The organism is Rhodococcus sp. KBS0724 (assembly GCF_005938745.2).
In the GTDB taxonomy this organism is placed as follows: domain Bacteria; phylum Actinomycetota; class Actinomycetes; order Mycobacteriales; family Mycobacteriaceae; genus Rhodococcus_F.
This window is the reverse complement of the sequence record NZ_VCBX02000001.1, coordinates 24,319-45,141: the sequence shown is the minus strand read 5'-3', so window position 1 is coordinate 45,141 and position 20,823 is coordinate 24,319. Positions and strand designations below refer to the sequence as shown.

General features: G+C 63.2%; 19 protein-coding genes. 10 read left to right on the top strand and 9 right to left on the bottom strand.

Going from position 1 to position 20,823, the window contains the following annotated elements:
- Positions 1-150 precede the first annotated feature (150 nt).
- The 6 genes from FFI94_RS00205 to pknB are packed head-to-tail and all read left to right on the top strand — an operon-like array spanning position 151 to position 8,255.
- The gene (locus FFI94_RS00205; protein WP_033235336.1) at positions 151-615 is read left to right on the top strand and encodes an FHA domain-containing protein; all 465 of its coding nucleotides are present in this window, start codon (positions 151-153) and stop codon (positions 613-615) included.
- The gene (locus FFI94_RS00200) at positions 612-2,063 is read left to right on the top strand and encodes a PP2C family serine/threonine-protein phosphatase (protein ID WP_138871221.1); all 1,452 of its coding nucleotides are present in this window, start codon (positions 612-614) and stop codon (positions 2,061-2,063) included. The genes FFI94_RS00205 and FFI94_RS00200 overlap by 4 nt, the downstream gene beginning before the upstream one ends.
- The gene (locus tag FFI94_RS00195) at positions 2,063-3,514 is read left to right on the top strand and encodes an FtsW/RodA/SpoVE family cell cycle protein (RefSeq protein WP_138871220.1); all 1,452 of its coding nucleotides are present in this window, start codon (positions 2,063-2,065) and stop codon (positions 3,512-3,514) included. The genes FFI94_RS00200 and FFI94_RS00195 overlap by 1 nt, the downstream gene beginning before the upstream one ends.
- Positions 3,511-4,977, top strand: coding sequence for a penicillin-binding protein 2 (locus FFI94_RS00190; protein ID WP_138871219.1), 1,467 nt, complete (start codon positions 3,511-3,513; stop codon positions 4,975-4,977). Before FFI94_RS00195 ends, FFI94_RS00190 begins: the two co-directional genes overlap by 4 nt.
- Positions 4,978-4,980: 3 nt before the next feature.
- Positions 4,981-6,327, top strand: a complete 1,347-nt coding sequence (locus FFI94_RS00185) for a protein kinase domain-containing protein (RefSeq protein ID WP_138871218.1) — start codon at positions 4,981-4,983, stop codon at positions 6,325-6,327.
- Positions 6,324-8,255 (top strand): Stk1 family PASTA domain-containing Ser/Thr kinase, encoded by a 1,932-nt coding sequence (gene pknB / locus FFI94_RS00180; protein WP_138871217.1) that lies wholly within the window; start codon positions 6,324-6,326, stop codon positions 8,253-8,255. Before FFI94_RS00185 ends, pknB begins: the two co-directional genes overlap by 4 nt.
- Positions 8,256-8,271: 16 nt before the next feature.
- Here the strand turns inward: pknB and FFI94_RS00175 are convergent, their stop codons facing one another.
- Together FFI94_RS00175 and FFI94_RS00170 are read right to left on the bottom strand one after the other, a co-directional pair.
- Positions 8,272-8,943 carry an aminodeoxychorismate/anthranilate synthase component II gene (locus FFI94_RS00175; protein WP_138871216.1) on the bottom strand — a complete coding sequence of 224 codons (672 nt, stop codon included), beginning with the start codon at positions 8,941-8,943 and terminating at the stop codon, positions 8,272-8,274.
- Between the two features lie 22 nt (positions 8,944-8,965).
- Positions 8,966-9,607, bottom strand: coding sequence for a DUF881 domain-containing protein (locus tag FFI94_RS00170; RefSeq protein WP_138873519.1), 642 nt, complete (start codon positions 9,605-9,607; stop codon positions 8,966-8,968).
- Positions 9,608-9,832: 225 nt separating this feature from the next.
- On the opposite strand from FFI94_RS00170, the gene crgA reads away from it, so the two are divergent.
- The 3 genes from crgA (at position 9,833) to FFI94_RS00155 (ending at position 11,325) form a co-directional block, all read left to right on the top strand.
- Entirely contained in the window at positions 9,833-10,096 is a 264-nt protein-coding gene (crgA, locus tag FFI94_RS00165) for a cell division protein CrgA (protein WP_033235329.1), read from the top strand.
- 107 nt (positions 10,097-10,203) lie between these two features.
- Positions 10,204-10,695, top strand: a complete 492-nt coding sequence (locus tag FFI94_RS00160) for a PH domain-containing protein (protein WP_138871215.1) — start codon at positions 10,204-10,206, stop codon at positions 10,693-10,695.
- A 9-nt stretch (positions 10,696-10,704) separates the two neighbouring features.
- Positions 10,705-11,325, top strand: a complete 621-nt coding sequence (locus FFI94_RS00155) for a TetR/AcrR family transcriptional regulator (RefSeq protein WP_138871214.1) — start codon at positions 10,705-10,707, stop codon at positions 11,323-11,325.
- On the opposite strand, the gene FFI94_RS00150 is transcribed toward FFI94_RS00155, so the two are convergent.
- Both FFI94_RS00150 and FFI94_RS00145 read right to left on the bottom strand, forming a co-directional pair.
- Complete coding sequence (locus FFI94_RS00150) at positions 11,318-12,166, bottom strand: TauD/TfdA family dioxygenase (RefSeq protein WP_138871213.1); 849 nt, start codon at positions 12,164-12,166, stop codon at positions 11,318-11,320. The genes FFI94_RS00155 and FFI94_RS00150 overlap by 8 nt on opposite strands.
- A gap of 116 nt (positions 12,167-12,282) precedes the next feature.
- Positions 12,283-13,719: an FAD-binding oxidoreductase gene (locus FFI94_RS00145; protein ID WP_397494961.1), complete on the bottom strand. Its 1,437-nt coding sequence runs from the start codon at positions 13,717-13,719 to the stop codon at positions 12,283-12,285.
- 90 nt (positions 13,720-13,809) lie between these two features.
- Here FFI94_RS00145 and FFI94_RS00140 point away from each other — a divergent pair, with 90 nt between their 5' ends.
- Complete coding sequence (locus FFI94_RS00140) at positions 13,810-15,675, top strand: GAF domain-containing protein (RefSeq protein ID WP_138871211.1); 1,866 nt, start codon at positions 13,810-13,812, stop codon at positions 15,673-15,675.
- Here FFI94_RS00140 and FFI94_RS00135 read toward each other — a convergent pair.
- The 5 genes from FFI94_RS00135 to FFI94_RS00110 form a co-directional block, all read right to left on the bottom strand.
- Positions 15,666-17,009, bottom strand: a complete 1,344-nt coding sequence (locus tag FFI94_RS00135; RefSeq protein ID WP_138871210.1) for an MFS transporter — start codon at positions 17,007-17,009, stop codon at positions 15,666-15,668. The genes FFI94_RS00140 and FFI94_RS00135 overlap by 10 nt on opposite strands.
- A 131-nt stretch (positions 17,010-17,140) precedes the next feature.
- Positions 17,141-18,094 (bottom strand): rhomboid family intramembrane serine protease, encoded by a 954-nt coding sequence (locus FFI94_RS00130; RefSeq protein ID WP_138871209.1) that lies wholly within the window; start codon positions 18,092-18,094, stop codon positions 17,141-17,143.
- Between the two features lie 17 nt (positions 18,095-18,111).
- Positions 18,112-18,639, bottom strand: a complete 528-nt coding sequence (locus FFI94_RS00125; protein WP_138871208.1) for a peptidylprolyl isomerase — start codon at positions 18,637-18,639, stop codon at positions 18,112-18,114.
- Positions 18,640-18,992: 353 nt separating this feature from the next.
- Positions 18,993-20,390 (bottom strand): dihydropyrimidinase, encoded by a 1,398-nt coding sequence (gene hydA, locus FFI94_RS00115; protein ID WP_138871206.1) that lies wholly within the window; start codon positions 20,388-20,390, stop codon positions 18,993-18,995.
- The gene (locus FFI94_RS00110; RefSeq protein WP_138871205.1) at positions 20,387-20,773 is read right to left on the bottom strand and encodes a gamma-glutamylcyclotransferase; all 387 of its coding nucleotides are present in this window, start codon (positions 20,771-20,773) and stop codon (positions 20,387-20,389) included. Before FFI94_RS00110 ends, hydA begins: the two co-directional genes overlap by 4 nt.
- Between the last annotated feature and the right edge of the window lie 50 nt (positions 20,774-20,823).

The following is a 20,823-nucleotide window of genomic DNA, read 5'->3' as shown; positions in this document are numbered from 1 at the left end:
CGAACATAGGGCGGTCCGTCGGCGCGCCTCCGGCACTCCGTGTCAGTATCGTGATCTTTCGGGGCCCCGCGCCCCATATGATGCTGCCAGTCGACAACGCTCGAACCCTTGCTGCGGCGGGGATCGAGCCATAGAAGGAGGTGGACAGCCGTGCAGGGCCTGATTCTGCAACTCACACGGGCAGGCTTTCTGCTCCTCTTGTGGCTGTTCGTCTGGGCAGTCCTGCGGACGCTGCGGTCGGATATCTACGCCGGCTCCGGAGTGCGTGTTCCCCAGCGGTACACACGCGCCGGGAAAGTCCTCCCCTCCCTCGGCAAAACGAAGGTGCCCCGCTATCTGGTTGTCACACAAGGCGCTCTCGCCGGCACTCGCATCACGTTGGGTTCACAACCCGTCATGATCGGTCGCGCCGACGATTCCACGCTCGTCCTGACCGATGACTACGCGTCGACGCGCCATGCGCGGCTCTCCCAACGCGGGGCCGACTGGTACGTCGAAGATCTTGGTTCCACCAACGGCACGTATCTGGACCGCGCCAAGGTCACTACAGCTGTGCGGGTCCCGTTGGGTACCCCGGTTCGTGTCGGCAAGACGGTAATCGAGTTGCGCCCGTGACCCTTGTTCTCCGCTACGCGGCGCGCAGCGACCGTGGTCTGGTGCGCTCCAACAACGAAGATTCCGTGTACGCAGGCGCTCGCCTTCTGGCTTTGGCCGACGGTATGGGCGGCCACGCGGCCGGTGAAGTTGCGTCGCAGTTGATGATTGCGGCACTTGCGCATCTCGACGACGACGAGCCCGGCGAGGACCTGCTGGGCAAGCTGGAGGCAGCAACGCGTGAGGGCAACGACTCCATTGCCGATCATGTCGAGGAAGAACCTGAACTCGACGGCATGGGCACGACGCTCACCGCGATCCTCTTTTCGGGCAGCAAGCTCGGTCTGGTGCATATCGGTGATTCGCGCGCGTATCTGCTGCGTGACAACCACCTGACGCAGATCACCCGAGACGACACTTTTGTTCAGTCCTTGGTCGACGAGGGCCGCATCACCGCGGAACAGGCACACACGCACCCGCAGCGGTCGCTGATCATGCGAGCGCTGACGGGCAACGAAATCGAGCCGACGCTCACGATGCGCGAAGCCCGCGCCGGCGATCGTTATCTCCTGTGCTCCGACGGTTTGTCCGACGTGGTCAGCGACGAAACCATCGAGAACACGATGCGCGAGGGCTCGCAGGAAGAGTGCGCGGATCGACTCATCGAGTTGGCTCTGCGCAGCGGCGGACCTGACAACGTGACCGTCGTGGTGGCCGACGTCATCGACCTCGATTACGGACAGTCCCGTCCCATCGTCGCAGGCGCTGCGTCCACCGAGGAAGAGGAGTTCACTCCTCCTCCCAATACCGCTGCCGGGCGCGCTGCCGCGATGCGTCCCCCGCGCGCAACACCCAAACGTGTTGTCTCCCAGCCTGAACCCGAGCCGAAGAAGAAGCGGAACCGGTTGTGGTGGGTAGTCATTGCCGTTGTGCTGCTCGCGGTGATCGGAGTTGGTGCCGTCATCGGGCGCACTGTCATCCGCAACAACTACTACGTCGGAGCCGACGAGGGCCGCGTCACCGTACTTCGCGGAATCCCCGGTTCCGTCCTCGGATACTCGCTGCAGGAAGCTGACCTGATCGGGTGTGTCGGCGACGACGACGTCCTGACGCTGGTCTCCCCGAACGAGATCCCGCCCGATTGCAACGTCCTCGAGGTGACCGATCTGCAGCCGTCGGCGCAGGAACAGGTCCGAGCCGGGCTGCCGTCGGGCAATCGCGCGGACGCGCAGAGCCAGATGATCCGTCTCATCGGCGGCGACCTTCTACCTCGTTGTGAATCGATTCCGACCACCACGACCGCGGCGACTCCCACGACGCCCCCGGTGGGCACAGCGGTGGTTCCGACTACCGAAGCGGCGCCTCCGCTGCCGGGTGAACCTGTGCCTCCGGTGGCAACGACCACCACTCCGACGCCGACCCCGACACCGACCGGCATCCCTGGTCAGACTTGCAGGACGGTCAACTGATGTCGTCCAACGCCACTGCTGGGACGGCTTTTCCGAGCCCACCCGGAGGTTTTGCTCCGGCGCCGGTCCAGTCGACCCGTCGGAACATGGAGCTGCTGCTCCTGGGTTTCGCCGTCATCATCACGACGGTGTCGCTTCTGCTCGTCGAGGCAAGCCAGGAACAGAAGATCACTCTCGATCTGGCCAAGTACGCGCTCGCGTACACGGGTCTGTTCTTGATCGCGCACTTGGCGATCAGGCGGTACGCACCGTACGCGGATCCGTTGTTGCTTCCGATCGTGGCGTTGCTCAACGGCTTGGGTCTGGTTCTGATTCACCGTCTGGATCTAGCCGACCAACAGACTGCGCTGTACAACGGCGTCGAAGCGCCGTCTCCGGATGCGAACCAGCAGGTTATGTGGACGGCGCTGGCGATTGCAGGATTTGTTCTGCTGCTGGTGTTCTTGAAGGACTACCGGTTGATGGCCAGGTTCAGCTACACGCTGGGTCTGGCAGGTGTGGTGTTCCTGGCGATCCCGGCGATCCTGCCGGCGAAGTTCTCGAGCGTGAACGGCGCGAAGATCTGGATTCGCCTGCCTGGATTCAGCATTCAGCCCGGCGAGTTCGCCAAGATCCTGCTGATCATCTTCTTTGCGTCAGTCCTGGTGGCCAAGCGCGATCTGTTCACCACGGCAGGCAAACACTTCCTCGGCATGGACTTTCCGCGTGCCCGCGATCTCGGCCCGATCCTGCTCGCCTGGATCGTGTCCGTCGGTGTGCTCGTGTTCGAGACCGACCTCGGTACGTCGTTGCTGCTCTTCAGCACCGTGCTGGTGATGCTGTACATCGCCACCGAGCGCGTGGGGTGGCTCGTGATCGGCGGCGGTTTGCTCGCCATCGGATTCTTCTTCGCCTACAAATTGTTCGGTCACGTCCGCGTACGCGTCGACACGTGGCTCGATCCACTCGGAGACTATGCCAATACCGGTTATCAGATTTCGCAGTCACTGTTCGGCCTGGCAACGGGCGGTATCGCCGGTACCGGCCTTGGCAGTGGCCGTCCCAATCAGGTGCCGTTCGCCAAGACCGACTTCATCATCGCGACCATCGGCGAAGAATTGGGCCTCATCGGCCTGGCTGCTGTCCTGATGCTGTTCCTGATCCTGATCGTCCGTGGCCTGCGCACCGCGCTGGCTGTGCGTGACAGCTTCGGCAAGTTGCTTGCCGCCGGCTTGTCTTTCACCATCGCGATCCAGATCTTTGTTGTTGTCGGTGGCGTCACCAAACTGATTCCGCTCACCGGATTGACGACGCCGTTCATGTCCTACGGCGGTTCGTCGCTACTCGCGAACTACCTCCTGATGGCCATCCTCATCAGAATCTCCGACGCGGCCCGCGCGCCGGTCGTTGCCAAGAAGAAGGGTCCGCCCCCTATCGCCGACGCCAATACCGAGATGATGCCGCGCGTATGAACACTCCCCTACGCCGCGTCGCGATGGCCGTCATGTTGATGGTTGTCGCACTCCTCGCCAACGCGACATACGTCCAGGTCATCAAAGCCGATGACCTGCGAGCCGACCCCCGTAACTCGCGGGTGCTGCTCGACGAGTACTCACGCCAGCGTGGTCAGATCTCGGCTGCCGGTCAGGTACTCGCCTCGTCCGCCATCACCGAGGATCGGTACAAGTACCTGCGCGAGTACCCCAATCCGTACCCGTACGCCCCGGTGACCGGCTTCTACTCGATGCAATACGGCAGCACCGGCCTCGAGCGCACCGAGGATCCGATCCTCAACGGTTCGGACAACCGGTTGTTCAGCCAGCGATTCTTCGACCTGGTGTCCGGACGGGATCCGCGCGGCGGGAACGTCGTGACCACTCTCAATCCGGCGATGCAGCAGGTTGCCTACGACCAGTTGACCAGCAAGGGCTACACCGGTTCCGTTGTCGCGATCGAGCCGAGCACCGGTCGCATCCTGACAATGGTGAGCACACCGAGCTACGACCCGAACCTGCTTGCGGGCCACGACGGCGCCGAGACCACGAAGGCGTGGGACGAGCTGAATGCGGATCCAGCCGACCCGTTGGTGAACCGGGCTATTTCCCAGACCTACCCACCCGGCTCGACGTTCAAGGTGATCACCACCTCGGCAGCGCTCACCAACGGCGCTACCCCGGAAGATCAGCTGACCGCGGCGCCGCAGATCACGCTGCCCGGAACCAGCACCACACTCGAGAACTACAACGGAAGCACGTGCGGATCCAATCCGACGGCATCGCTGCGTGACGCGTTTGCGCGTTCTTGCAACACCGCTTTCGTCGAGTTGGGTATCAAGGATGGCGCCGACGCCATCAAGGACGAGGCCAAGGCGTTCGGCATCGGACCCAACACGCCGGCCATCCCGTTGTCGGTCGCAGACAGCACCGTCGGCGACATCCCCGACGACGCAGCCCTCGGGCAGACCAGCATCGGTCAACGCGACGTCGCTGTGACGCCGCTGGAGAATGCCGTGATCGCCGCGACCGTCGCCAACGGCGGTGTGCGGATGGCCCCCAATCTGATTTCCCAACTGCAGGCGCCGGACCTGACCGAGCTCAGTGCGCCGTCCCCGGTGTCGATGGGCCAGGCGATTTCACCGACCGTGGCCGCCACTCTGACCGATCTGATGATCGGTTCGGAGAACTTCACCGGCGGCGAGGGCAAGATCCCGGGCGTCCAGATCGCATCCAAGACAGGCACCGCCGAGCATGGCGTGAATCCACGAGAAACACCGCCGCACGCCTGGTACATCGCGTTTGCACCGGCTCAGAATCCGACGGTTGCAGTCGCCGTCATCGTCGAGAACGGTGGCGACCGCGGACTGGCCGCTACCGGTGGCTCGGTGGCTGCACCGATCGGTCGAGCAGTTATCGCAGCCGGAATACAAGGGGGCTGAACCATGGCGTTGAACAATGGCGCTTTGATCGCCGATCGTTACCGACTGAACCGTCTCATCGCTACCGGCGGCATGGGCCAGGTCTGGGAAGCCACCGACTCCCGCCTCAATCGACGCGTTGCCGTCAAGGTACTCAAGTCCGAGTTCTCGTCCGATCCGGAGTTCCTGGAGCGTTTCCGGTTCGAGGCGCGCACCACAGCGCAACTGAATCACCCGGGCATTGCCGGTATTTACGATTACGGCGAGACTCGGGACAGCTCAGGCGATTCCACTGCCTACCTGGTGATGGAACTGGTCAACGGTGAACCGCTCAATGCCGTGTTGGCGCGCGTCGGCCGTCTTGCGGTTCCGCATGCGCTCGACATGCTCGAGCAGACCGGTCGCGCCCTGCAGGTTGCGCACGATGCAGGCGTGGTTCACCGGGACGTCAAGCCGGGCAACATCCTCATCACACCCGCAGGCCAGGTCAAGATCACCGATTTCGGTATCGCGAAGGCCGTCGAGAGCGCGCCTGTCACGCGCACCGGAATGGTGATGGGCACTGCCCAGTACATTGCTCCCGAGCAGGCTCTCGGCCAGGATGCCACGGCGGCCAGTGACGTGTATTCGCTGGGAATCGTTGGTTACGAGGCACTGTCGGGCCGGCGACCGTTCACCGGCGACGGCGCCTTGACCGTCGCGATGAAGCATGTCCAGGAGATTCCGGCCCCCATGCCGGCCGACCTGGCACCCAACATCCGCGAACTCATCGACATCACGTTGACCAAGGACCCGGCCGGTCGTTACGCAAACGGCGGCGAGTTCGCCGACGCTGTCGCAGCCGTCCGAGCTGGAAGACGTCCGCCGCCACCGGGATTGGGCCAGGGCGGAACGCTGCCGCCGACCGGTGCCACTCAGATAATGCCGCCGACCGCTGGATATGCGGGTCCGGCCGCGATTGCCGCGGACGATGCTGCCGGCGCAGGTGGACTGACAAGTGGCCAGAAGGCGATGGCGTGGGCCGGCGGTGGATTGATCGCTCTGGCGCTGATCATCGGCGGAGTGTGGATCGCGACGGACGGCCCTGACAACTCGTCACCGGCTGTCGTGACGTCGTCGACGACAACCCGTCCGACGACAACGACAACACGGCCGACCACCACCACGACGCGGCCGACCACGACCACCACCGAGCCGACCACCACCACAACGCGGCCCACGACAACAACGACCGAGCCGACCACCACGACAACAACGGTGCCGACTACGACGACCACCACCGAGCCGACCACCACGACGACAACAACCACCACGACAACTACAACCACCACGACAAACGCTGCAGAAGAACCGCTAGGACAAGACGAATGACGACACCTCGTAATCTCTCCTCCCGATACGAGCTGGGTGAGATTCTCGGCTTCGGTGGAATGTCCGAGGTTCATCTGGCACGCGACCTCCGCCTCAGCCGAGATGTAGCCATCAAGGTCCTGCGGGCCGACCTCGCGCGCGACCCTACGTTCTACTTGCGGTTCCGTCGTGAAGCGCACAATGCTGCCGCGCTGAATCACCCGGCGATCGTGGCCGTCTACGACACCGGTGAAGCCGAGACCGACGCTGGACCGCTGCCGTACATCGTGATGGAGTACGTCGACGGTGACACCCTGCGGGACATCGTGCGCAGCAACGGCCCGATGGCGCCGCGTCATGCGATGGAAGTGATCGCGGACGTCTGCGCCGCCCTCGACTTCAGTCACCGCAACGGCATCGTCCACCGTGACGTCAAGCCGGCCAACATCATGATCAACCGCGCCGGCGCCGTGAAGGTGATGGACTTCGGTATCGCGCGAGCGATCTCCGACGCGTCCAGCCCGATGACACAGACGGCTGCCGTGATCGGCACCGCCCAGTACCTCTCACCCGAGCAGGCGCGCGGCGAGCAGGTCGACGCTCGTTCGGACGTCTACTCACTCGGCTGTGTGCTGTACGAGGTCCTCACCGGCCAGCCGCCGTTCTCCGGCGACTCTCCCGTTGCGGTGGCGTACCAGCATGTCCGCGAGGATCCGCCGACGCCGTCGGAGATCAACCCCGACATTCCGCGCGAGCTGGATTCGATCATCCTCAAGGCGATGAGCAAGAACCCCGCCAACCGCTACCAGAGCGCGGGCGACATGCGCAGCGATCTGGTTCGGGTGCTCGGCGGTCAGCGTCCGAGCGCGCCGATGGTGATGAACGACGAGGATCGCACCACGATTCTCGGGGCCGTCGGCAGCGAGACCGGAAATCTCCGCACTGCTGCCGATCCCGTCGCACCCGTCACCACCGCCGCCGCGAGTAGGCGGGCACCGGAGCCGCCAGCCAAGAAGAAGGGTCTGCGCTACGCGTTGATGGGCTTCGCGGCCGTCATCGTCATCGCATTGATCGGCGCCTTCCTGTGGCAGGTGAACTCACCGAAGACGGAAAACGTCGCCGTTCCGACGGGACTGACCAATCAGCCCGCCGATTCCGCGGAGGCGACGCTTCGCAACGCCGGCTTCAACGTCGAACGCCAGAACAAGAACGACAAGGTTGTTGCGCCGGGCAACGTGATCACCACGCGCCCGGTCGGCGGAGTCAACCTCGAGAAGGGCAGCACCGTCACGCTCGACGTCTCCACCGGACCGGAGCAGGTCGCCATCCCGCGCTTGACCGGATTGAGCCAGGACGACGCCGAACGCAAACTCAACGCCATCGGCTTGCGACTCGATCCCACGATCGGTCAGGCCGCGTCGACGATCGCCGAGGTCGACAAGGTTGTCGGGCAGGATCCGGCGAGCGGGGTTTCGGTAGTGCTCGATTCGGCAGTCTCGATCACCGTCGGTTCCGGTCCCGAACAGGTCCGTGTTCCCGATGTCACGGGACAGCGTGAAGAGGTGGCGCGCCCCAACATCGAAGGCGCCGGTTTTGTCGTGTCGATCACCGAGATCGACTCAGGGCTGCCTGCAGGCCAGGTTGTCTCCACTGATCCCGTCGGTGGAACCTCGGCAACCAAGGGCTCGACAGTGACGCTGCGGGTGTCGAACGGCAACAAGATCGCGATGCCCGATCTCACCAACAAGACCGTCTCCGAGGCGTTGACCACGCTGCGGGCAGCCGGCTGGGCCGGAACGGCCGGCCAGTTGGTGCAGACGCAGACCACCACACTCGTACCGGAAATGGTCGGCAAGGTTCTCTCGCAGACTCAGCCGGCCGGGTCCGAGATCTCCAAGGACGCGGTTGTCACGGTCAGTGTGGGCGCGTTGGGAATTCCCAACCGCTGAGCCGGGAGTCGCTAGATCAGAGTATTGCGGGCAGGGCTCCACCGAGCGCCGATGCGACCTCAGCTTCGAGGGCCGCGACAAGCGCTTCCGGTGGAGCCTCGCCGCATACGGTCAACCAGTTGGCCAGCATCCGATGCCCGCCCTGCGTGAGAACGGATTCGGGGTGGAACTGCACGCAGTGAATGGGAAGCTCGCGGTGACGCATGGCCATCACGACGCCACTCTCGGTGTGCGCGGTGATTTCCAGTTCGTCGGGAATGGTGTCTTCGAGAACCGTCAGCGAGTGGTAGCGCGTCGCGGTGAACGGATTGGGTAGACCGGCCAGAACACCGACGTTCGTGTGGTGAACCTTGCTCGTTTTCCCGTGCAACAGCTCCGGGGCACGATCCACGGTTGCTCCGAAGGCGGCGCCGATCGCCTGATGTCCGAGGCAGACACCGAGTACCGGCGTCTTGGTTTCGGCACACACTTTCACCAGGTCCATGGTCACTCCCGCGCGCTGCGGAGTGCCGGGGCCGGGGCTCAGGAGAATGCCGTCGAACTGCTCGGCAGCCGCGTGGAGGCCGCCAGGAGCGGTCAGTCGCGGATCGTCGTTACGCCACACCACGGCTTCGGTTCCGAGCTGACCCAGGTACTGAACCAGGTTGAACACAAAGCTGTCGTAGTTGTCGACGACGAGAATCCTCATAAGAGCAGGGTAAACGCCCGCGCTAACCGCCGGTGTACGCGGGCAGTGTGATGTCGCCCGAACTCGCCTGGGTGTAGCCGAGACCGAACCTGGTGGCGTACTGCTTGAACACCCGAATTCCCGGTTCGCCGGCCAACGCGGCCTCTAACCGTTCGGTGTTGCCGATCGCCCGCATGACGTACGGCGGGCTGTATGTCCGACCATGCAAGAGCAGGGTGTTGCCGATACACCGTGGCGCCGACGTGTTCACGATCCTCTGGTCTTGCATCCCCACCGCTTCGGCTCCGCCCGCCCACAGCGCGTTCAGAACACTCTGGACGTCCTGCTGATGCACCACCAGGTCGTCCGGGGTGGCGTCGACGGGGTACTTGCCATCCGCATTGCGGGGCGCGTCGGTCATGGTGACAACCACACCGGGGCCGGTCATCTCCGTCAGACCCGCGTCGACGGACATCGCATCGAGTTCGGCAAGCGCCTCGGCAACGCCGTCGTCGGATCGCGCCGCCTCCACTTGAAGTGCGTTCAGTTGCGCCGAGAGTTCGTCGCGGGTCGCGGAAATACCGTCGGCGTCTGCCTGCGCGCTGCGCACTAGATCGGAGAGCCTGGTGCTGTCGGTGACCTGAAGCTGATTCTCTTCGGCGGAGCGCGAAGCGGTAGCGACCATCAGTCCCGCCACGAGGCAGACGACAAGGACACCGACGCGCCAGAAGGTGCGCGACCCGGTGGACCCGACGGTTTGTCCCACGTCACTCTCCGCTTCTTCCGCTGTCACTTTCCGCTGTCACTGATTCTCGCTCTGTCATGCCCAGTCGGCCCGTGACCGGCCGGACCCAGCTACGTTAGCGTGTAGGTACACATATGCAGGTCACACCGTAAGAGCGAGGACGTTATGCCCAAGTCGAAGGTACGCAAGAAGAACGACTACACGATCAACCCGGCGAACCGCACTCCGGTCAAGGTGAAGATGGGTCCGTCGAGCACGTTGTACGTCTCGGTGATGCTCGGTTTCATGCTTGTCGGATTGGCATGGCTGATTGTGTATTACTTGGCCGCAGATTCGATCACATGGATGAACGACTTGGGAGCGTATAACTTCCTGATCGGCTTCGGATTCATGGTGGTGGGACTCATCATGACCATGAAATGGCGTTGACCTGCGCGTTCCCGATTTTTCCCTGATCGTGACCGGCTTTCAATTACATGGGTGTCATTCATCCCCAGTGTGGATAACTCCTGTGGACAACCTAGGAAGTTATCCACATGCTCGAGGATGAATTTCATCCACAGCCTCGTGACAACGGCTCGGACGTGGTCTCGTGGGCCACTCCGATGAGCGCCGTCTACGCGATGTTCGCCGGCGGAATCGCGCTCGCGATCGCCGCGATCGTGGTGCCGACGGAGACCGCCGGACGGTTCCTTCTCGCCCTCGCCGTGATCGGATTGTTCGTCATGGCCGGACTTGCCCTGAAGCAGCGTCCGCGACTCGCCGTGATCGACGACAACGGCACCCCAGCTATCGCCGTGCAGCGTCTACTCGCGCGCCACGTGTTTCCCCAGCCGCAGATCGACCGGGTACGCCTGGTGCGCTACCCACGTCTGGGTCGACGCGTCCCCATGCTCGAGATCGACATAGTCGACCGATCGACCGACACCGAGAAGCTGTTGATCTTCGGCCGCTGGGATCTGGGCACCAACCCCGAGGACGTCCTCGAGGTGCTCACGGTCCACGGCTTGGTACCGCCCGAGAAGTAGAGTCGAGCGGTGAGCAGTCCAGAGAGCGCGGAGCGCAGTTCAGAGCGCGCGGAGCGCGACCGCCTTCTCGATCTCGCGGCCGATTACGTGCTCGAGTTCGGCGTCTCCTCTGCAACGCTCCGGGGGTTGAGCCGCGCCCTCGGCTCCAACAATCGCATGGTCCTCTACTACTTCGGGAGCAAGGCCGGCTTGCTCCTCGAGGCACTACGCCGCGCCGGGCTCCGCTTTCCCGGGATAGCTCACCTCCTCGATCTGATCCGCGATTCCGAGATCCCCATCGCGGACCGTCTCCACGGCGCGTGGGACATCCTCGCCGACCCCGAACTTGTTGCGTACCATCGACTCTTCTTCGAACTCTTCGGGGTGGCCGCGTTCGATTCGAAGCAGTACCGCCCGCTCCTCGAGGGCGTCGCCAACGAGTGGGCCGACGAAACTGCCCGCGCCATAGCCGAAACCGGCGTCGACGCCGAACTTGCCGAAACTCTGGGACACGAAATCGTGGCCGCGTGGCGCGGGTTTCAGATGACGCTGATCGGAGCCGGGGACAGCGCAATCGTCGATCGCGCCGCCCGGCATCTGACAGAGTCGATCGTCGCCACCATTTACTCTGCTGCGCAGCCGATTACATAGCGAGCGCCGCAAGGTCCGGTTGCACGATGTCGAGGGCCTGCTGCGGAACTGCGACGGCGTCGGTCGACCATCCCCAGATCGAGTACAACTCACGATTCGGATCGGTGTATCCGTCACGCCCGTGCAGTACGCGGTAATTGTCGATGCAGATCATCTCGCCGGCCTCGGCGCGGAACATCGGTCCACTGTCGCGCACCTGGATCACGGCCTCGCTCCACTGCTTGACCATCGGCCACTGCACATCTTCGGATTCACCCTCGATCGGCGCGAGGAAGGGGTGGTATCGCGCCTGCTCACGACCACTGGCAACCGTCCTGGCGATGGGCGAGAACGTGGACTGCTGGAAATTCGGCTCGGAATGGTCGATGTCCACGGTCCAGCAGAAGTCCGCCAACGCGGCCGTGGACGGATCCAGTGCCAGCAGCCGGGTGAGCTTGACGGCGTCGATCAGAAACGAATCTCCCCCACTGGGAAGTGCCGGCTGCTTGCACCACAGAAACAGATAGTCGGGCGCGTAGTCGCCGAACGCAAAGCCGTCGTTGTGTGCCGTCATCCGATCCGACGACATGTCGAAGTACCGTTTGCGGCCACGCTTGTCCACCGGTTGCTCGTCGACAACTGCAGCTTCCGCGTTCTGACTTCGGGCTGTTGCCTCGAACTGGCGCCCGACGCGAATGTACTTGTCACCGAGGAGCTTCGACGCAAAGGCAATGGCGTCGGCCTCGGTGTGCAGTCCACCGAATACCGCGGCGCCGTCGAGCGCGATGGCTGCCCGGACGGCCGCCACGGTGTCCACGCGCCGGGGAACGACACTGGCCTGCGTTAGTTGAGACGAGAACATTCGCGACTCCCTACGTCGATGTGAAACCGAGTTGAACCAAGTGGTTCAACTCAGCGTAGGTAGCCGCCATTTCAGTGATGTAACTCCGGAAACCGATTCGGTTACGGACCTGCTCTTCAGATCACCTTGCCGGGGTTCATGATTCCGTGCGGATCCAGCGCGCCTTTGATCGCATGATGCATCGCGACCACGGCCGGCGAGAGTTCCTGGGCCAGACCGCCCATCTTGAGCAGGCCGACGCCGTGCTCACCGGTGACTGTTCCCCCCAACTCGAGGGCGTTGTCGATGATCTCGGCAAAAGCGGCCTGAGCGCGGGCACGCGCCGCCTCGTCGTCGTGGGGCGTGATCAACAGAGGGTGCAGGTTGCCGTCACCGGCGTGCGCGATATTTGCGATGTGGGTGTCGTGCCGGGCCGAGATCTGTTCGATGCGGGCCAACATTTCCGGAACCGCAGCCTTGGGAACGCAGATGTCCTCGGTCAGCACCGGCCCCAGTCGCTCGAGGGCGGGATACGCGAGACGGCGAGCCGAGAACAGTGCGTCGGCTTCTTCCTGGTCGGTGGAACGGGCACTCCACGTGGCACCGGAGCGGTTGAAACACGCCAACATTCGCTCGGCTTCGGCGTCGCCGATCTCACCGGGAGTGTCGATCCGTCCGAGAAGCACCACCTCAGCGTCGGCGGACAGGCCCATGTTCTTCCATGCGTCGACAGCCAGCAGGCACTGCCGATCGATCAATTCGAGAGCAGATGGCGTGAGGCCTTCTGCGGCAACGGCTTCAACAGCCTTTCCGGCGGCGACGATGGAATCGAAATAGCCGACGATCGTGCGTTCAGGATCGCGCTGAGGACGCAGTTTCACGGTCACTTCGGTAATCACGCCGAGAGTTCCCTCCGAGCCCACCATCAGTGCCGAAAGATCGAATCCCGCGACACCCTTGGCTGTACGACGCCCCAGGCGTACGAGTTCGCCGGTACCGGTGACCACCTGCATGCCCAACACGTAGTCCTTGGTGACTCCGTATTTGACGCAGCACAGACCGCCCGCGTTGGTCGCGACGTTGCCGCCGATGGTCGACCACGGAGCGCTGGCCGGGTCCGGCGGGTACCAGAGGCCCTGCTCGGCGCACGCCTCACGCAGGTGATCGTTGACCACGCCTGGCTCCACGACAGCCAACCGCTCGAGGGTGTTGATCTCCTTGATGGCGTTCATCGCGTCGAAGGCAATCACCACACCACCGGAAACGGCGTTGGCACCACCGGACAGACCTGTTCCGGCGCCACGCGTCACCACCGGCGCACCGTGCGCGATGCAAGCGCGGACAACGGCCTGGACCTGCTCGGCAGTGCGGGGACGCACGACGGCAACCGGCATGGCGTACGGAGCCCATTCGGCATCGTCATGGGCGTAGCTCGCCATGATGTCCGGATCCACGATGAGGCGATCTGCGTCGATCTGCGAGCCGATCGCCTCGCGGAGCGCGACGGAGTCGACGGCGGCCTGATCAAGCGAAGTCATAACTCCACGATAGTGACAGCCAAAACGCCAGCCCATGTAGATTTACTCCAGGGAATCGGCCGATGTATGTGCCTTTTCTCCATGCGCTGAGGTTAAAGTGCTGAGGCGATACTGCTGGGAGTGACGATGCACGAACAATGGCTACAGATGCTCCTCAACGAGGCGTCAACGGATGAATTGATCGCTCATCGTGATCGACTCGCCGAAGCCGCACCGCCCGGCGAGGTTCACGATATCGAGCAGGCAGCACGATCCGCCTTGCAGCTGCGCAGCCTCCTCGCCCAGCGCCGCCAGCGTGCCACCGAATTGTCCGCACTCAACGACATCGCAACACTGCTGACCACGATGCACGACCATCACGCGCTCCTGCAGGAAATCGTGGACCAGGCAAAACGGCTACTCGGAGTGGATCTCTCGTATCTTGCGCTCATTCACGACGACATCCTGATCATCGAAGTGACCAGCGGCGCGTATACCGCGCAACTACTCGGACTCACCGTCCCCTTCCGTGAGGGCCTCATTGGCCGGGTTGTCGAAAACTCCTCTCCCGCATGGACACCGGACTACCGCAACGATCCGTCGTTTGCCCACATCGGACCAGCCGACGACGCCGCTCGCGCCGAGAACATGCGCGGTCTGCTGGCCGTTCCACTGCAGGTGGACGGAAAGATCCTGGGTGCGTTGTGCGCGTGCAAGCGCCAGGAACGACGCTTCGGCAACGAAGAGGTCGCTCTACTGTCCGCGCTGGCCGCCCATGCGGCGGTGGCTATCGAAAATGCTCGCCTCCTCGAGCAGTACCGCGCGACGGTCGCGGAGATCAACGCCGCCAATACCGAACTTGCCAAGCGCACAGCGCTTCTCGAACAGACGCTGACGTGGGACCGCTCACTGACCCACGTTGTGTTGCGCGGCGGCGGAGTTCGCGAACTCGTGCAGGAAGCGTCGGCGTCGACGCGATGCCCGGTGTTCTTCGTAACCGGCCGAGGCGAAATCCCGACCGGACTGCAGCATGTGCGGGGCAGTGTGGTGCGCGCCTTCGAGATACTGGCCGCAGATCGGCGTGAACAAGCACTGACCCTGATCGACGGTGAGCAGTTCCTATTTGCCGTCGAGGTCCGCAGCGCCGGCGATCGCCTGGGTGTGTTGTTCCTGACTTCGCGTCAAGAACCCACTGCGGCAATGCGATTGGTTCTCGAACGCTCGGCCCCGGCGCTGGCGCTGGCACTGGTCGGCGAACGTGCGGCCCGGGAAGCCACCCGCCGCGCCCGCGACGCATTCCTGGTCGATCTCATCACTCGGCCCGCCCCGACCCCGGCCGAGGTGACGGGGCAGTTCCGGCTGGCCGGCCTCAACCCGGACCGCTCGTACACCGTCGTCGTGGCCCGTCCTGCCGACGCGGTCGATCGGGCGCGTCGAAGTATCGAGGAGATCGCCTTTCCTCCGGGAACCGTTGTTGCCGAGCATGGTTCCCGCGTCATTGCCATGATTCCGGGAATGACACCCACCGAGGTGGCTGCTGCCTGGGTACAACCGGCCGAGAATCCCACCGTCGGCATCGCCGATCCTGCCGTCGGCGGAGAAGCTCTGGCGCGGGCCTACGTGGAGGCTCAGCGCACCGTCGACGTTCTCGAGACTCTGGGCCGGGCGTCACACGTCGAAGCCGCCAGTTCGCTCGGTATCTACCGAATCCTGCTCAGCCGCACCGGTCGAGACGAACTGGAGATGCTGACCCAGCGGTCTCTCGGTCCACTCCTCGAGGAGGAAGCCAGGCGTGGTGTTCCGCTGCTGGACACTCTTGCGTCGTACCTGGCTCACAATTGCCGGCACTCCGCGACGGCAACGGCCCTCGCAATCCACGCGAACACCCTGTATCAACGACTCGAATCCATCGACCGTTTGATCGGCACCGAATGGCGTCAGCCCGACCAGGCGCTCGATCTTGCGCTCCTGATCCGGCTGCGTGCCAGTGCGGGGAAGCTCGGTCAGATCTGAGCGGGCTTGTCAGATCGCTTTGCCAGCACCACCACAAGAGTTGCAGCGCAGAGCATCACCGCACCCACCACCCACAGGCCCGCCTTGGCGTTTCCGGTCAGATCGGTAAGCCATCCCGTGATGTACGGAGCACCGAAGCCCGAGGCGTTGCCGATGGAGTTGATCATCGCGATACCGGCGGCCGCACTCGCGCCCGTGAGGAATGTGGTGGGCAGGTACCAGAAGACAGGCAGCGCGCACAGGACGCCCACCGCGGTCAGTGATACGGCAATCATGACGGTGAACGGCGAATCCAGGTACAGCGCGATCGGAATGGACACGGCCCCGAGGAGCGTCGGCGCTGCGACGTGCCACATCCGCTCACCGGTCCTGTCGGAATGACGACTCCACAGCACCATCGCGACCGCACCGATCGCGTAGGGAACTGCCACGATCAAACCGGTTTCCATGAGCGAGAAGTCGGTATCGAATGTCTCCTTGAACCCGGCGACGATGCTGGGCAGGAAGAAGCTCAGGGCGTACAGGCCGTACGTGATGCCGAAGTAGACCAGACCGAATCCGATGACCCGAGGATCGCGCAGCGTCTTTCCGGCCGACTGGTGACCGGCGTCGCCGAGTTCTCGTTCCTCGTCCTCCATCGATCGCATGAGCCACGTGCGCTCCTCGAGGGTCAACCATTTGGCGTCGGCGGGCCGATCGGTGAGATAGAACCAGACGACAAACGCCAGAATCACCGCGGGCAAGCCCTCGATCAGGTACATCACGCGCCACCCGGCCAGACCGAACAGGCCGTCGCCGTACTGGATGATCGCGGCGGAGAGCGGTGCGCCGAGAGCTGACGAGAGCGGCAAGGTCAGTAGAAACAGGCCCATCAGTCGTACGCGGTACTTCTTGGGGAACCAGAATGTCAGGTAGAGCAGCACGCCGGGAAAGAAGCCGGCCTCGGCGATACCCAGAAGAATTCGCAGGAAGTAGAGGCTTCCCACATTCGGTACAAACGCCAGAGCCGCAGCCAGAATGCCCCACGTGAGCATGATGCGTGCGATCCACAACCTGGCACCGAATCGGTGGAGAGCCAAGTTGCTCGGTACTTCGAACAGGAGATAGCCGACAAAGAAGAGGCCGGACGCGAGTCCGAACATCGTCTCGGTCATTCCCAGGTCGGCGCTCATGGTGAGCTTGGCAAACGCGATGTTCGTACGATCCAGATAGTTCACGAAATAGAGCAGGATCAAGAACGGAATGAGCCGCCTGGCTACCTTCTTCACCACACGAGATTCGATCTCGCTTGGCGCGACGGCGCCGTCAGGGGTGGCGCGATCGGTGGAGGTCATCGCGGGGTTACTCCTCAAAATGGTCGGAAGCATCGCTTCTACTCGAGTGACTCGAGCCACAGTAGAATTCATTGCTTCGTCGCACTATGTGGATTGTCTCCACAGAAGAAATCCCGCTATGTGCACTATCTCTAGCTGCTGGTGAGGAACAGTCCCTGCTCGCGTAGTTGCACGACGCGCATCACGATGATTCCGATCGTGACCACGGTGACAGCGCCAAAAGCGATCCAGCTGATCCGGACTTCTTTCACCCGATCCTGGCCCGCACCCAACCACTGCGGCGCGTACAGGAATGCGGCAGCGGCCGCAGCGCCTGCCAGCAGACCACCCGCATGTCCCCAGAACGAGATGCCGGGCAGCGAAATACTGATGATCACGTTGATCGCGATCACCGAGATGATCGGGACCGGGCTACGGCGCAAGCGCAGCAGCAGAACCGCTTGAGCGCCCATGATGCCGAAAATCGCGCCGGACGCGCCGGCAGTCCATGACAGCGACGTCACCGACGCGAAGACCGGTTGAAACGCCATCACCGACGCGCTGCCGCCGATCAACGACACGAGATAGATGCTGATGTACCGCGAACGGCCCATCACGATCTCCGTGTCGCGGCCCAGGATGTAGAGCGCATACATGTTGACGGCCAGATGCAGGATTCCGAAATGCAGGAACCCCGATCCGATCAGCCGGAACCACTCGCCGCCCGCAACAAGAGCAGGGTTGAGAGCCCAGTTCGCAAAGATCGACGAATCGACCTGGTTGTTCATGATGCTGCGCGACTGCACGAGCGTCGCCAAGAACGCCAGGACGTTGAGGCCCATCAGCGTGTAGGTCACGACCGGAACCGGCCGCGCCTGGGTCACGGTATTACCCGCGACGCCACGCACTGGGCGAACATCGCGTTGACCGGCAGCTACACAGTCAACACATTGGTAGCCCACCGCAGCCTCACGGAGGCAATCAGGGCACGCCGGGCGGCCGCAACGATTGCACGAGAGAGCAGTGGGTCGATCTGGATGGCGGACGCACCGCGGTTGGGGCGGGAGGCCCTCACTCGCACCGCCGCCCCAACCGGGGTTAGTCATCTTCGTTGTTTACCTGTTCAGGAGATGGTGATGCTGTTGATGACGACGGGCTCGACCGGGCGATCGGAGCGATCGACCTGGGTGGAGGAGATGGCGTCGACAACCTTGCGCGACTCGTCGTCGAGAACCTCACCGAAGATGGTGTGGCGACGGTTCAGGTGCGGCGTCGGGCCGGTGGTGATGAAGAACTGCGATCCGTTGGTGCCCGGGCCGGCGTTAGCCATAGCGAGCAGGTAGGAGCGGTCGAACTGCAGTTCCGGGTGGAACTCGTCGCCGAACTGGTAGCCCGGGCCGCCACGGCCGGTTCCGGTGGGGTCGCCGCCCTGGATCATGAAACCGTCGATGACGCGGTGGAAGACTGCGCCGTCGTAGAACGGTCCGGTCTTGGCGCCGGATGCGTTCTCGGTGGAGTATTCCTTCGAGCCGTCGGCCAGGCCGACGAAGTTCTCGACGGTCTTCGGCGCGTGGTTGCCGAACAGAGCGATCTTGATGTCGCCGCGGTTCGTGTGCAGCGTTGCGGTTGCGGTCTGATGAGTTGAAGTCACCACCCCATCGTGCCATTGTCTGGCTTCCGATGGATGTGAGGCTGCCAAACCGGGACAAAAGCCGGCGTTCAGGCTTTCCCAGGCGATCGCCAGTTTCACCGAACCTCGCTACCAGGGAGCGCTGGAATCATTCGAGATGCGCACATCAGCGCAATCACCAACGAAAGGCACACACCATGGACCTGAGCTACCTGACTGATCTTTTCGGCGCCTTCACCGACCTCTTCAGCGCCCTCGATTTCTTCAGCGGATCGCTCGGCTGACACCACACCTGCACTGACCACGCGCTGTTGAGCTGTGGGGCTGCGCTCCCGCCCGACTGCGGCCCCACAGCTCAAGTACCGCAACAAGATCTAACACATCGACGTGAAATCCAGCGGCGCGGCGGGTAGATGGCGTCCCCGTGGTGTGTCGTCGACCAGAATCCCGTCCTCGACAACGACGTGGCCACCGACAAGAACCGTTACCGGTTTCCCACGCAGCCGCCGACCCTCGTACGGGGTGTAGTCGGTTGCCATGTGCAGGTCGGCATCCGACACGGTCCATTCGAGCTCGCCGTCCCAGATAGCAACGTCGGCGTCGGAACCGGGCATGATTGAGCCTTTGCGCGGATAAAGACCATTGGTACGAGCGGGATTGGCCGACGTCAACTGTACGAAGCGGTTGGCTGACAAACCCTTTTCCGCAACAAATTTCGAGAACACGACGGGCAGGCGGGTCTCGACGCCCGGCAAACCGTTCGGCATATGGCGCACGTCGTGGCGGTGCTCGCGCTTCTGCGCGGTGTCGTAGCAGCAGTGATCCGAACCGATGGTCGTGATGTGGCCGGTGAAGAGGTGCTTACCCAAACCGTCGACGGTCTCCGCCGACCGAAGCGGCGGGCAGCACACAAATCGTTCCGGCTGCGAGCCCAGGTACTCCGAATCATCGAGTGTCACATGATGTGCCACGGCTTCGGTAAACGCCACCAACCCGCGCTTTCGGGCATCGGCAACCAGCTCGACGGCAGCCGCTGACGACTGGTGCACGAAGTACACGGGCGCTTGTTGCGATTCCGCAATGGCCAATACTGCTGCTACCGAAGCTGTTTCCGCCAATTCCGGTCGCGTTGTCGCCATCGCGGCCGCGTCGATGTTCCCACAGCCCGCGGCCGCGTTCTGTGCGTCACCGACTATCGCATCCGATTCGCAGTGAATGATCACCATGCCACCGAGGTCACGTGTGGTCGCCATCGTGCGCAGAATGGTGTGTTCGTCTGCCATGGATTCGCCGGCGTACGTCGTGAACATCTTGACCGTGCGGATTCCGGCGGCAGCCATCGTAGCCAGTTGATCGGCCGTCGTATCGTCCCATTCGACTACACATCCGTGCAGAGCCGAATCACACAGACCCTCAGTAGCTTTGGTTCGGAGCTTGTCCGCCGCATCCAACGGATCCTGACCCGGCCTAGGTATCGCAAAATCGATGATCGTAGTGGTGCCGCCGAACACTGCGGCGGTGGTGCATTCGGCGTAGGAATCGAGCGACGTGAATTCACCCGACGTGAACCCGACATGGCAGTGCGGATCCACACCGCCCGGCATGACCAGCTTGCCGGTCGCGTCGAGTACAACCGCGCCGTCCGGAATCGGCCCACCGGGTTCGGCGATCGCGATGATCTTGCCGTCCCGCATCACCAGATCGGCGAGCCCACTCCACGACGATTCCACCACGGTGCCGCCGCGCACCACGGTGAGTGGGGAGGTCGTCACGACTTGCTCGCGAGGTACGCGCGCCAACCGCCGCGGTCGCTGATATCCACTACTTCAGGACGATCGAGCCACTCGGCGCGCATGCGCATGGACAACGACCCTCGTCCGTCGGCCAGAAGAATCACGCCGAGTTCCAATTCCTCCGGCTCACGGGGCAGCAGTTCGAGTCGAAGGAGGTCGTAATCGACCTCGTACAGCTCACCGGGAACGGTGAATCCACCTTCGGCCACAGGATGCAATCCGGGGAATTCGTCTCGGACGGAAAAGAACTGGTAGTTCGGCGCGGTATCGACTGCCCCCAAGAAGGTCGCGCCGGCGAGTGCGTCGTTCAGTGTTCCACCGGACAGCGCTTGCCCGTTCACGAACATCGTCACGGTTGCCATGGTTGTCTCCTCTATTTCGAATAACTGTGTCTGTCTCGAATGGCTACGGA